The sequence below is a fragment of the Pseudobacteriovorax antillogorgiicola genome (assembly GCF_900177345.1).
GTDB classification, from domain to species: Bacteria; Bdellovibrionota_B; Oligoflexia; order Oligoflexales; family Oligoflexaceae; genus Pseudobacteriovorax; species Pseudobacteriovorax antillogorgiicola.
In genome coordinates, this window is record NZ_FWZT01000020.1 from 105,694 (window position 1) to 118,092 (window position 12,399).

The 12,399-nt window shown below is 47.0% G+C and carries 15 protein-coding genes; 9 read left to right on the forward strand and 6 right to left on the reverse strand.

The genetic code is table 11. The annotated features are described in order from the left end of the window. The first annotated feature begins 134 nt into the window (after positions 1-134). Positions 135-401, forward strand: a complete 267-nt coding sequence (locus B9N89_RS22555) for a hypothetical protein (protein ID WP_132322837.1) — start codon at positions 135-137, stop codon at positions 399-401. On the opposite strand, the gene B9N89_RS22560 is transcribed toward B9N89_RS22555, so the two are convergent. Together B9N89_RS22560 and B9N89_RS22565 are read right to left on the reverse strand one after the other, a co-directional pair. Continuing rightward, a complete protein-coding gene (locus B9N89_RS22560; protein ID WP_132322835.1) occupies positions 398-829 on the reverse strand; it encodes a hypothetical protein in 432 nt (143 codons plus the stop codon). The two genes, B9N89_RS22555 and B9N89_RS22560, sit on opposite strands and share 4 nt — an antisense overlap. Then, a complete protein-coding gene (locus B9N89_RS22565) occupies positions 826-1,809 on the reverse strand; it encodes a hypothetical protein (protein WP_132322833.1) in 984 nt (327 codons plus the stop codon). Before B9N89_RS22565 ends, B9N89_RS22560 begins: the two co-directional genes overlap by 4 nt. A gap of 107 nt (positions 1,810-1,916) precedes the next feature. On the opposite strand from B9N89_RS22565, the gene B9N89_RS22570 reads away from it, so the two are divergent. Together B9N89_RS22570 and B9N89_RS22575 are read left to right on the forward strand one after the other, a co-directional pair. Beyond that, on the forward strand, positions 1,917-2,357 hold the full coding sequence (locus B9N89_RS22570; RefSeq protein WP_132322831.1) for a hypothetical protein: 441 nt from the start codon (positions 1,917-1,919) through the stop codon (positions 2,355-2,357). Between the two features lie 205 nt (positions 2,358-2,562). Next, the gene (locus B9N89_RS22575) at positions 2,563-4,713 is read left to right on the forward strand and encodes a TonB-dependent receptor plug domain-containing protein (protein WP_132322829.1); all 2,151 of its coding nucleotides are present in this window, start codon (positions 2,563-2,565) and stop codon (positions 4,711-4,713) included. A gap of 22 nt (positions 4,714-4,735) precedes the next feature. Here B9N89_RS22575 and B9N89_RS22580 read toward each other — a convergent pair whose 3' ends face one another. After that, complete coding sequence (locus B9N89_RS22580) at positions 4,736-5,023, reverse strand: hypothetical protein (protein ID WP_143478246.1); 288 nt, start codon at positions 5,021-5,023, stop codon at positions 4,736-4,738. Between the two features lie 381 nt (positions 5,024-5,404). Between B9N89_RS22580 and B9N89_RS22585 the strand changes: the two genes are divergently transcribed. Further along, a complete protein-coding gene (locus B9N89_RS22585; RefSeq protein WP_132322825.1) occupies positions 5,405-5,833 on the forward strand; it encodes a hypothetical protein in 429 nt (142 codons plus the stop codon). A gap of 44 nt (positions 5,834-5,877) precedes the next feature. Then, positions 5,878-6,279: an ATP-binding protein gene (locus B9N89_RS22590; protein WP_234996149.1), complete on the forward strand. Its 402-nt coding sequence runs from the start codon at positions 5,878-5,880 to the stop codon at positions 6,277-6,279. A 76-nt stretch (positions 6,280-6,355) separates the two neighbouring features. On the opposite strand, the gene B9N89_RS22595 is transcribed toward B9N89_RS22590, so the two are convergent. Together B9N89_RS22595 and B9N89_RS22600 are read right to left on the reverse strand one after the other, a co-directional pair. Then, entirely contained in the window at positions 6,356-7,003 is a 648-nt protein-coding gene (locus B9N89_RS22595) for a hypothetical protein (protein ID WP_132322821.1), read from the reverse strand. A gap of 209 nt (positions 7,004-7,212) precedes the next feature. Then, complete coding sequence (locus B9N89_RS22600) at positions 7,213-8,217, reverse strand: NADP-dependent oxidoreductase (RefSeq protein WP_132322819.1); 1,005 nt, start codon at positions 8,215-8,217, stop codon at positions 7,213-7,215. A gap of 190 nt (positions 8,218-8,407) precedes the next feature. Between B9N89_RS22600 and B9N89_RS22605 the strand changes: the two genes are divergently transcribed. Beyond that, complete coding sequence (locus B9N89_RS22605; RefSeq protein WP_132322817.1) at positions 8,408-8,836, forward strand: organic hydroperoxide resistance protein; 429 nt, start codon at positions 8,408-8,410, stop codon at positions 8,834-8,836. A 69-nt stretch (positions 8,837-8,905) separates the two neighbouring features. Continuing rightward, complete coding sequence (locus tag B9N89_RS22610; protein ID WP_200820770.1) at positions 8,906-9,352, forward strand: MarR family winged helix-turn-helix transcriptional regulator; 447 nt, start codon at positions 8,906-8,908, stop codon at positions 9,350-9,352. A gap of 27 nt (positions 9,353-9,379) precedes the next feature. Here B9N89_RS22610 and B9N89_RS22615 read toward each other — a convergent pair whose 3' ends face one another. Then, on the reverse strand, positions 9,380-9,868 hold the full coding sequence (locus B9N89_RS22615; RefSeq protein ID WP_132322815.1) for a response regulator transcription factor: 489 nt from the start codon (positions 9,866-9,868) through the stop codon (positions 9,380-9,382). Positions 9,869-9,921: 53 nt separating this feature from the next. Here B9N89_RS22615 and B9N89_RS22620 point away from each other — a divergent pair, with 53 nt between their 5' ends. Together B9N89_RS22620 and B9N89_RS22625 are read left to right on the forward strand one after the other, a co-directional pair. Beyond that, complete coding sequence (locus B9N89_RS22620) at positions 9,922-10,452, forward strand: glutathione peroxidase (RefSeq protein WP_132322813.1); 531 nt, start codon at positions 9,922-9,924, stop codon at positions 10,450-10,452. A 68-nt stretch (positions 10,453-10,520) separates the two neighbouring features. After that, on the forward strand, positions 10,521-12,245 hold the full coding sequence (locus B9N89_RS22625) for a DNA repair helicase RadD (protein ID WP_132322811.1): 1,725 nt from the start codon (positions 10,521-10,523) through the stop codon (positions 12,243-12,245). The last annotated feature ends 154 nt before the right edge of the window (positions 12,246-12,399 follow it).

Sequence of the window (12,399 nt, forward strand, 5' to 3'; positions counted from 1 at the left end):
AGGTATGCGAGATCCGAAGTCTTCTTTATCACGACTTTACCCATTTCGCCTTTGAGCTTGAGATAGGATCACAGAAAGGCTTCTGGGGCTCTTTAGCGAGCGGCTAGACCCTATCTGAACTGTCAGACAGTAGCATGCTAAAGGACCTTGGTGAAGATTCAGAGGTCTTAAAGATAGAGAAGGCGGTGGCAATTTTTCAAGGACTGCCGAAAGGGAGAAGTGCAGAAAGCATTGTCTTGGCATATCATCAGCAAAGGGAAAACTTTGTATGGGCGGAGTCGCGCTGGTTCGAGCGTGCATTCGTGGATCGTATCGATCAAAGGCTTAAGAGGCTTGTCGGTCAATGGAAGGCAACTGCATATGGCTCGTCTATGGAGCTGTTTTGGGAATACAAAGGCTAGCCTAGAATTCTAGCTAACTTTTCACATGGAATGTAACCGGAGATAATCAAGTTTTTCTTCCTCTTTCTGCTTCTAAACAGAATGCTAGGGCTGCTAGTGATGCCAGCATCACTAGCAGCCTTAAAGCTCGCGTTATATAGCCGGATGTAGTCAGCAACGGAAGCCAGTTGCTTTAACTTTAACCTGTCCTGGCCTACGCCAAGAAGTTTAACTCTTTGCCTAGACAGACAGCGTAGATCGCGAAGCTGCTGCCTGCAAGGAAGACAGTCTTCTTTGAATACAACGAGTACTTCACCAGATTTAAGGTTAAGCTGCAAGGGGAAGCTTACCTTTTGCTGATAGTCGTACACACTTATCGATACCTGAGCGGCTGAAATGGCCGTAGGTATCGTATATAATGCTATTTGAAGTGCAAATTCTCTAATCACTGTTTAGCTAGCGTCTCGCATGTACCATTGTCAAAGTGATCATCATGAGCGTATTTAATTCTAACCTCTGTCATGGTGTCAAGTAGCTGTTGTTGATCGGCTCCGAATATCTTTAACCAGGCGCCTGGAGACTTCTCATCCTCTCCAAGCAGATAATCTTCATCACTTTCTTGTGGCAATGTGACTTTGAAACTATCATGTGAGTGTCCTTCATGGTTAAAGCTAGATCGAAAGTAGAAGGCTTCACCATCGACTAGTTTTTCATGAGCTACGAGGTAGATGTGACACTCGGGATCTGTTCCATTGAAAATACCAAAAGGATCTTCGCCCTTGAAGTGTGTGAGGTGATTGGTGCTGGGGTCAAGAGCATTGATCTGGTCAATACTATCGACATTTTCTGGTAGTATGAGACCTTTGCTAATGGAAAGCTCTTTGCACTGGTCCGTATGAAAGTGATTGCCGTGAAGCCATTTAATTTTAGCATAAGAAAGCTGGCTTGAATGGTAGACGTTTCCGTTGAAGCCAAGGGCAATCTGGCTTCCATCGGCAAGCTCTGCACTTACCACCGATTGAAATTCATTTGGTAAATCCACTAGAAAATAGCTGTGGCCATCACCGTCGTGGTTGAATGAACTGCGAATAATCCATTGAGTCTGCTGACTCACTGGATTTATGGTTTTACCCATCAGATAGACTTGGCAGGAGTTGCCTTGCTCGCCAGATGCGAACACGGGGTTGCTTCCTGAGAAGACGAACTGACTTGCGGCAACAGGGTCCACCTCATTCACCTGATCCCAGCTTGAAAATGATGGTGGCAATTCTCCTTTCTCAGGTTCATCTTGTAATTTCTTATTGGCATCTTCGTCGCTATCATTGGCATCGGCATTGTTTCCTACTTCCGCTGGAGGACTGTCTTTAGAATCGTTATCACTGCCGCATGAAATAGCCAATGCTGCAAAAGCCAGAACAAAAGTTTTCATAAGTTTTCTACTCCCCACTTGTCATTTAAGAAACACTGTTATACACACTAATGCAAATGTTTGCAAATCTTGATTTGCATAGGTTAAAACCAAACGAGGAGATCTATATGTCTATCAGACATCTTTTGTGCATTGGCAGTGTTAGTTTAGCTTTCAGCACAGGAGCACTAGCTTCAGACGATCATGACCACGACCATGGCGGCGAATTTGACTTTGATGAGTTTGCGCTGGTTTTGGAGGGCCAAGATTTTGATGGGGAAGCCTGTTACCTAGGAATAATCGAAGAATCTGTTGATAAAGAGGGGAATACTACATTATTAGTTGAGACTAGCTTTGCTCATGGGACCGAAGTACCAGGCGAATTTGAGGTAGTTTTAACGGAAGGTTCAGAGCGAGTCTTGTCTTCGAACGAGAACGGCAGTCAGTTCGCTCTATTCTTCGACCAAGATGCCAGCGTCTCAGGTGCGAGCCAATATCTGGTGAGATGGCCCCATGATGATCACTTTCATACCGATGGATGCTATAACCTCGGGTTGATGGAACTCTAACCTTGTTTTGACCTGCTGCGAAGGAACAGGTGGCTCAATATATGCCAATAGTAGTGTGTATTTATGACTTAATTTATTGGGCTCCCTAGCAACTGGCGGATGCATATTAATACCAGTATTTGCAACTAATTTTTCCTTCGCAGTTTCATCTTTACTTTGATCTACAACTCCTGTCTCTCCATGGGGCGGGAGTTTCCGGAGAATCATGAATAAGTTTCTAGCTCTGTTCAGTTTGATATTTTGCCCGCCTCTCATAGCTAATCCAAAAAATGATGAAGAGCATAAAAGGGATTTTCCTAAAGACGAGCCCCTCGAAGTGATCGAAGTCGTCAGTGATCGCATTGAGCCTTTGACTAAAGAGCTGAAGGAGGACGCCACAGCAAAAACTGAAGTGCTAAGCGGGGATGGTCTTCGAAAATTCGGAGCACAAACCTTGGCTGATGCCATTCGTCAGGCCATAGGTGTTGATACGCAGATGTTTTGCGCGAACTGCGGGGCGAAGCGAATCTCGATCAACGGTCTTCGGGGAGAGCATACAACGATCTTAGTCGATGGCTTCCCGATGCATTCTACAGTGTCGTCATTCTACGGGATCGACGCAGTTCCTATGATAGGAATCGAAAAGATAGAGGTTCATCGCGGTGCCGGCGCCTCGTTGGAGGTTGCGGAGTCCATTGGTGGGGCGATCAATCTCATCAGCCAGGAACCGGTACGGGACTCTATCAGCTTTGATTTTGAACAGGGTTCTGCTGGGAGTCGCCAGACGAGCATCCTTGGGTCTGCAGTGTGGCAGAGCGGACACCTGATGCTTACAGTTTTTGATGGCTTTTCCCCTCACTGGGATATCGATGACAACCACGTCGCGGAATCTCCCCAAAGAAGCACAAGAGCTGTGAGTGGTCAGTTTAAAGTCGATCTTGGCAGTCATTCACGATTGAGTGGTCGCGTTTCCCAGTCAAGCCTTGAAACCATTGGTGGCAATACCGAAGGGTTTAAACCAAATGCCTATTCACCAATTCAAGCCGAGACAACGGACTTTGATGCTGGAGATGTGAGGCTCGACTATATCGGCGATATCCATCGCATCACCGAACTGATCGAGGTGAAGCGCTCAGAGCGGGCCCTGCGCTGGGACCTTAGCCTTAGTAATGAGGCCTCACTGGCAGTGATGGCCTCCCAAACGACGCAAAACCAAGATGGGATCTACTCCCATGCGTTTGACTACAATAATGAAGATAAGATTGACTTTGCTAGCATGACCTATCGGCACCTGGTAGGGGATCATCTCCTTTCCCTCGGGGTCGATTACAAGGACCAGCGCATGACGTCTTTTTCTCAGGCACTCTATGTGGATCGCAGCCCTCCTTTGAGTGCCGATAACTTCGTGTTTTATAGTCGTGGAGTCTACCTCATGGATGAATGGCAGGTAAATTCTGATGTTATGATCAATCTGGCACTCAGAACTGATCAGCTGGACGTCCGCTGGCGTGAGCTTGGAGAGGAGTTAAGCGAACAGGTTGTGGCACCCCGTATGTTGGCCTTGGTAGACCACACGGAGCATATTAGTTCGCGACTAGCTATAGGCCTAGGCTACCGACCACCACTTACCCTGTTCGAGTCTGAGCATGGCAACAGCCATGATGGTTTCGTGGTCGACATTGATGAAATAGAGCGGGCTGAATCTGCAGTCTATGCATTTAGCTTAAACTATCCTGCATGGTTTAGCACCTGGAGTGCTCACTATACAAAGCTCAAAAATATGTCCTACGGCATTGACCGCATCTCGCAGGGTCTTCCCATCCTGTTTGTTAACGCCGACGAAAATTTTGAAATTTATGCGTTCGATTGGTTCTTTGGGGGTAAGCCCAGCCATGATACGGAAGTCCAAATAGGAGTGGAGAGGTTCCTTTTTAGTGATAGCTATGCGGAAAAGCTCCCCACAGCAGCCATTGAGTTCCAAGCGTCGTTGGATGCCTCCTTAAAACATGACTGGGGTCAATTTGATAGTCAGGTCACATATGTGGGGCCTCGTAACCTGGCTCGATATGGCTATGATGAGCACTTCAACGTGTATAACACCGACGTTACTAGCGATCAGTTTGGCCAAGTATCAGAGCCCAAGTCGACCCAGGTGCCTGGCTATGTTCTGGCCCATCTTGGATATCAACTGCCTTTGGGCTCTCATTTTGAGCTGAAGCTGCGCGTGACGAACCTTCTGGATTTTACTCAGACATCCTGGGGTGATAGCCCAGCTACCTGGCACTGGCATGAGACTCATGCTCACTTCGATAATTTCCATACCTGGGGGCCCTTGCAGGGCCGTGAATATGTTATCGGATTGCGGGGGAGCTGGTAGCGTAAGGTGGCGAGCTACGTTCTCAATCATAGGACTTCTTCGTGCGGGCCAAAGCCCGCTCGCGACGTTCCGCAGCATCGACGATTTTGATGATTTCTGGGGCATTGAGCAGAATATCAATGATATGCATTTTAAGGTGTCTGGTATCGATCGGCTCTACATCGTAGATTCCAACTTCTAGTAGGCGACGACATACAAGGCGCCTAAGCTCGTCTTGTTCGACTCGCCATTCTTCAATGACCTTCTTCACTTCTTTGGAGTCGAAGGCTTGCTTAACGAAAATGAAAACTGGTATCGCCGAAGTGTACACCGAAGGCACCCTTGTGCTGTATGTTGTTCTCTTTGACCTTCCTCAGATTATCGGTAATTCCTCATAGGGATTGAGCCAACGGATTTGCTTGCAGCTTGACCCTAGGGCTGAAGCTGGAGCAAATCGTTGTCTCTAATTGCGTTAAGGCTGAATGTTTAAGAAATGTCAAAGTAAGCAGGGCCTCTTTGCATGACCAGTTCTATACTTTAGTCTTTTACTAATAGTAAGATATCACATAAGTAATTAATTGTATTAATCAATTGGTGGATGTTGAACAACTGTTTTAGTCTGATCCATCTACTCCGATTTAGACTAATTACTTAATCAGTCTGATCGAAAGCGCTTTCTAATATGCGTTGTGCCCTAGGAGACCTACACGCAATGTTTTTTAGAATCATTTTTATCTGGTTTATCACAGGGTGGTCGAGCTTAGCACAGGGGAATCTAGCAGCGAAACAAGGAGTCATAGACCTTACCGAATGGGACCTGCTATCAAAACCAGTTCTTACCCTAAAGGGCGAATATGGATTTTATTGGGCTAGAGACGATGACGAAACAAGTATTTCAGACCGGTTGGACTACAGAGTCATTCCCAATACCTGGGATCAATCGCTGGCACCGTCTACCCAGCCTAAGAATGGGGTCCCGACGTTCAGGCTGCATGTCCTGCTGCCTGATGTGAGTTCAGAAATTGGGATCGTTTTTCGTGAAATTGCGATTGTTCACAAAGTACTGATTGGCGGCCAGCCTGTATTTTCTTTAGGGCCTCCAGGAGTCATTCCTGATATTCACCGATCTAGCATCTCCTGAGAGAAATCTTTATTCACCTTTTCAAGAACTCTTTAGATCACGGTATTGAATCACCTCACTGTAGACGTTCGAAGGGTAAATCCGTAACAGGAGAAATATTCATCAAGTTAAGGCCATCGGAGGAGAATCTGGTGATTGAGGTTTGGGATGATGGTCAAGGCTTGAACATTGAGAAGATTCGTCGAAAGATGAACCCCAGTTCCGCTGCGTTGACTAGCAAAGATCTCGCGCATGCTATTTTTCAATCTGGGTTTTTGACAAAAAACCAAGTGAATCATGTCTCCGGGCGAGGCATCGGCATGGATGCTGTCCGCAACTCTCTGGAGAGTCACGGTGCTTCCATTCACATAAAGCTTCGCCCAGAGGATTATGGGTGTGATCAGTTTACGGTCTTTAGCTTCGTTATAGCTATCCCTAGGGGCTACTTTGTCATCCAGCAGGACTAAAGCCGGATTCAAACTGACTAGTGACTAAGCATACAGCGATGTCCTAGGGCTATGGCTCACCTCTACCAGTGGCACTTTAGGGGTACAAGGCGTCGAGTGTCGCAATGTCGTCAGCTGAGAGGTCGTTGGTGCCATTGCAATATCCCATGACGGAATCACTATCGAAGTCGTCTCCGAAGTATACAATGTGCCCCGCTTCAGGGGCTGATTCTCCAGTTTGGCAATTTACTGGGGCATCGGTCCGAGCATGCTCGTGGCGAAGACCGAGTGCGTGACCAAACTCGTGAACGTCGGTACCCACGTACTGGGCGGGGTCAATAAACATATTGAAGTTATCAGCAGGGGTGATGTCCGTACAGTCACTAAAACTATCAACGCCAGGCCCTAGCTGGCTACACCCGGTAACATTGCCAATGAAAATGAGTGTCCAAAAATCCACTGGCGTGAGACCGATGCGAATCGCTGGTGAAGGTGTGTTGTTATCGCATTCTCCCCAACCCGTGAATCGAATGTTCTGGGTTTGATTGTAGTTCCGAGTGACACGACGTTGCACATCCAAAGCAACCGCAGGGTGATCTGCAGAATTGGTGAAGCAGACAGGAATCGCTCCTGGATTGGGCCACAGATTACTGTTGTCAGCTATGCCACTTGGGCTTGAGTGCTGAGTCTCAGCGCCGCAGGAATTAATTAAAACAAGCGCTAGTAGTGTTGAAAAACGTCTCATTGTTAATGTCCTCTTTAGTATTTATCTATTTTTTAAATAGTTCTTTAAGGAGATTAACTCAACGCTTTAGTTAATAGATTCGTTTAGAATTGTTGAAATGAAGTCATGGATTAAATTATGCAATAGTGGCATTATTTTTTACTGGACTCAAGGGTGCTTCAGTAGTGGTGGGAGAAGGGAAAGCCAAATGGCTTCCCTTGCCATTGATCTTAAACTTTAACCATCAACTTACCAACGTTGTCGCCAGTGAAGAGCATGTTCAATGCTTCAGGTAGTTTCTCAAAACCTTCAACAACAGTCTCTTTATGCTTGATCTTGCCTTCTATCATCCACTGGCCAAGTTCTTTAACAGCTTCGCCCATGCGCTCTTGATAATCCAAGATGATAAAACCCTGGAGCGTGACTCGCTTCATCAAAAGCTGCGAGAAATTATAAGGGCCAGGAACTGGTTTCTCAGCGTTATAGGATGAGATGAGACCACAAAGTGGAATCCGGCTGAACAAGTTCATGCGTGGAAGCACGGCGTCCAGGATCTCACCGCCGACGTTCTCAAAGTAGACATCGATGCCATCGGGGCAAAGCTCGTCGAGCTTACCAGCAACATCATCCTTCTTGTAGTTGATGGTGCCATCGACACCTAGCTCGTCTTCCAGCATCTTGCATTTCTCATCAGTGCCGGCAATGCCAACCACTCGCATGCCTTTGATCTTGGCGATCTGACAAACGACGGTTCCTACAGCTCCTGCCGCCGCAGAGACAACGATGGTTTCTCCTTCTTTGGGTTTACCGATATCTAGGAGGCCGAAATAGGCTGTGGTCCCAGTCATCCCTAATGGCCCAAGCAAAGCTGATTTTGGAACATTGCCTAGGGGAGGAACTTTCTGAACGAAATCACCATTGCTGACCGCATGGGTTTGCCAACCGATGATGCCACTGACGATATCGCCTTTTTCAAAGCCAGAGTGCTTAGACTCAATCACTGTACCCACGCCACCAGCTCGCATCACTTCTCCGACTTGTACGGGAGGCATGTACTGGTCAATATCAGCCATCCAGATGCGGTTGGTAGGATCGAGGCTGATATAATCCGTTTGAATTAAGAATTCGCCGTCTTTCAGCTCGGGCACAGGAGCTTCAGCCATCTCAAAATCGTCTTGTTTCGCCATGCCTTCGGGCCGTCGGGCTAATTTGAAGTGTTTATTGAGGTACGTCATAGATCTCTCCTTCGCCTAAATAAGCTGTTGATATATGGGCAGTTTTACGGGGTCTGCCCTCAGATCGCAAGGGCCAATTACAAGAAAAGTGTGGCACCTCGCAAAAAAGTACTTGGACAAAACTATATTTTGTCCGAATATATTGTGTGCAATTTAATTGCCTCAGATATTAATCTCAAGGAGAAAAGTTATGAAAGCCGTTTACTCAAGCAAAGTTTTTACAACTGGTGGCCGAAATGGGAAAGTAGAGTCCGAAGATGGTCTATTGAAGGTTGACCTCAGTCTGCCGAAGAGCCTTGGCGGCAGTGGTAAGGCTACAAACCCCGAGCAGCTCTTTGCCGCCGGATATGCCGCTTGCTTCGAAAATGCTGTTCTTCACGTGGCGGCAGGAGAAAAGGTCAAGATTGCAGAAAGTAAGGTTGAAGCTGAGGTGGCTCTTTACACTCTTGACGACGGTCGCTTTAACGTTGGAATCACGTTAAACCTATTCCTAGAAGGAATCGAGGCAGCCCAAGCGAAGGACCTAATCGAGAAAGCCCATGTCGTTTGTCCATATTCAAACGCCACCAGGGGTAACATAGGAATATCGATCCTTCATAAAGGTGAGAAAATAGTTTAATAAAAAGGGGTTTTAGAACCCCGTCCGCAATCCTCGAAGAGGGCAGGACATAGTTGAAGGAGCTTGGGTTTGGATAACGACATCTACGAAAACCTTAAACTTGATCGGCAGCTTTGCTTTCTGCTCTATGCCAGCTCAAAGGGTATGGTCCAAGCTTATAAACCTTTTCTTGGCAAGCTTGGCATTACCTATCCCCAATATTTGGTGATGCTTGTTTTATGGGAAGAGGACAATATTCCTCTCAAGCAGCTCGGCTCCCGCTTATTTCTCGACTCAGGAACGTTAACCCCCATGTTGAAGCGTCTCGCCTCACAGGGCTTTTTAATCAAAGAGCGATCGGTGGACGATGAACGGGAAATTCGCATTCGTCTGACTGAACAAGGTCAAAAGCTCAAGGATGCTGCCAAAGATATCCCTGTCAACATGAGCTGTGAGTTGGAACTTACCGAAGATTACATCGAACAATTGAAAGAGCTTCTGAAAGCCTTTGTCAGCAAGACCTGTGGCTCTCCATAACTTGGGTTTCGGGAATCGACGGCTATGCTACGAGGCTTGGTGCTCAGAATCGGTCTGAGTGAGGCGTCGGATGGCGGCCCCGAGTCTATCGAAGCTGAGTGGCTTTGCCATGAGTTCGCCGTTAAAGTCAATGGCAGCGAGAATTTCAGGGTCAGCACCACTGACAAAGATTATCGGGCATGTGGCTCCCGAAGAGATCAAGCGGCGGGCGACCTCGTCGCCTTTCATGCCTGGTAGCATATAGTCGAGAACGACAATGTCGATGGACTCTTCACCAAAAATTTTGATAGTTTCCTCGCCATTTCCAGCATCGAAAACCTGAAAACCCTGATGTTCAAGTTGCCTTTTGGCCACTTCTCGAAAGAAGGGATCATCGTCAACGACGAGAACTGAAGTCATGGCAAGTCCGTGATTTGAAGCAAACAGTTCAAAGGGATACCGATATGGTACCATACCCAGAGCCTTGTTTCTAATAGCCGTCACACCGACAGCCTTGAGAGCCGACTTTCGGAGCATTTACAGTGCTTCAAGAATCGGGCATTCTAGAGGGAAAATACAAGGAGTTCATTATGTTGCGATTTTTTCTTGCCTCACTTTTAGTAGTCTCAAGCCCAGGATTAGCTGCTAGTACTCTGTATGACATCCCATTCAAGACGATCAGTGGCAAATCATCTAGCCTTAAAGAATACAAAGGCAAGGCGATCGTGGTGGTCAACACTGCCTCGAAGTGCGGATACACTGGACAATTGGATGACCTTCAAAAGATCTATTCCAAATACAAGGACAAAGGCTTGGTCGTGCTTGGATTCCCATCGAATAGTTTCAAGCAAGAGCTGGAAGATGACACTCAAGTAGCAAAGTTCTGTAAAATAAATTACGGAGTTAAATTCCCTATGGCGTCCATTGTGGCTGTCAAAGGCAAAGACGCTCATCCCATTTTTTCGTATCTCACAGACAAAGATCCTGAAAAAGGTGGTGATGTGCGGTGGAACTTTGAAAAATTTATCATCTCCCGCGATGGTAAGGTCGTGAAGCGATTTCGCTCTTCTGAAAGTCCCAGCTCAAAGACTTTTGTGCAAGAGCTCCGCAAAGTGATCTGAGGCCTTGACCCAAGGCAAGTGCCAGAATAGATTGTCTCAACGTCTGAAGACTTTGGAGATCCGGCACCTTGTACTCGTTGAGACCATATCAAACTGAAGCTGTAAGTTCTGTCATCGCCCATTTTAGGAAGACTCGGCATCCTGCTCTTGTGGTCCTGCCTACCGGAGCCGGAAAGTCATTGGTTATCGCTGAGCTGGCTCGCATGGCCCGTGGGCGCGTGCTGTGCCTCGCCCACGTGAAAGAGCTGGTGGAACAAAATCACGGTAAGTATGAAAGTTACGATCTTGAAGCTGGGATCTTTGCTGCTGGGTTAGGCCGAAAAGATCAGGGTCAGAAGGTGATTTTCGGCAGCATTCAATCTGTTGCCAGGGCGAAGGATGAGTTCTTTCAGGATTTCAACCTTCTAATCGTCGACGAATGTCACCGAATCTCACTCGATGAAAAAAGCCAATATCTTCAGGTCATCCGCAAAATGCAGCGCGCCAATCCAAGTCTTTGTATCTTGGGCTTGACGGCGACCCCATATCGGCTCGGAATGGGTTGGATTTTCGAATACCACTACCGGGGCTTTGTGGGCAGCCGTGAACCACGTTTCTTCAAACACTGCGTTTTTGAGCTATCCCTCCGTTATATGATCGACCATAAATACTTGACCCCACCCATTCGCATCGATGCTCCCGTCGCCTGCTATGACTTTAGCCAGCTACGCTTAAGCCAGAAAACAGGAACGTTCAAGCTTGCGGATATTGAAAACTGCCTGCGCGAACAGAACCGTGTGACTCCGGGAATTGTGGGGCATATTGTCTCGTTATCTCAAGAGCGCGAGGCTGTGATGATTTTCACATCATCAGTAGCTCATGCCAAAGAAATCTTGAGCCTCCTCCCCAGCGGTGAGGCAGCTTTGGTGGTTGGTGATACCTCGGGACAAGAGCGAGATCGTATCATCCACGATTTCAAACAGCGACAGATCAAGTTCTTGGTCAATGTATCGGTTCTTACAACAGGGTTTGATGCGCCCCATGTGGATTTGATCGCACTGCTCAGGCCCACAGAATCAGTCAGTCTGTTTCAACAAATTGTAGGTCGAGGCCTGCGCCTGTCTCCAGGTAAAAAAGACTGTCTGGTCCTTGACTACACCGGTTTAGCCTATGATCTCTTTGCTCCTGAGATCGATGATCCTAGGCCTAGCGAAGATACAGAATTGGTCAAGGTGCCTTGTCCTGAATGTGGGTTTGAAAATCAATTCTGGGGGCGCGTTGATGACGAGGGTCAGGTTATGGAGCATTTTGGCCGCAAGTGCAAAGGCGCTCATGAAAACCCTCACACACTAGAAATAGAAACGTGCTCGTTTCGATTCCGGTTCAAAATCTGCGATGCCTGTGGGGCTGAGAATGACATCGCGGCTCGCCAGTGTCATAGCTGTAAGGAGCAAATAGTTGATGTGGATAGCCGGTTAAAGAAAGCTATGGAGCTTCGTGACGCTCATGTCATGCGCCCCGATACCATGATGTTACGGCGTTCGTTTGACAAGAAAAAAAGAGAGCGACTAGAAGTGGCTTATTTCGATGTGGATGCCCAAGCTCTCAAGGAATATTACTATTTGAGTAATAGCAGACAAGCGCAAGCTTTCTATTATAACTTTGTTAGAATGCACATTAGGAACCCTGGAGCGACTTTGACAATTGGTTCAGTTGATGAGGCTATTAACTCCCAGGAAAAATTTCGCATGCCCCTATTTGTGATTGCTAGAAAAACGAAGTACTTCTGGGAAGTTCGTGAGAAGATATTCTAGACTGTAATCCCAACCAATCCTAAGGTACCCGAAGAATTGTAGCTTCTTAAGATACTTGGGCCTCTCCCTTGTTTACCTTTCAAACACGGTCTCTGCAAAGCAATTAAGCGATTCCTGATCTACCCCGATTGCTCTAGGAACCGGCCCCGGTAAT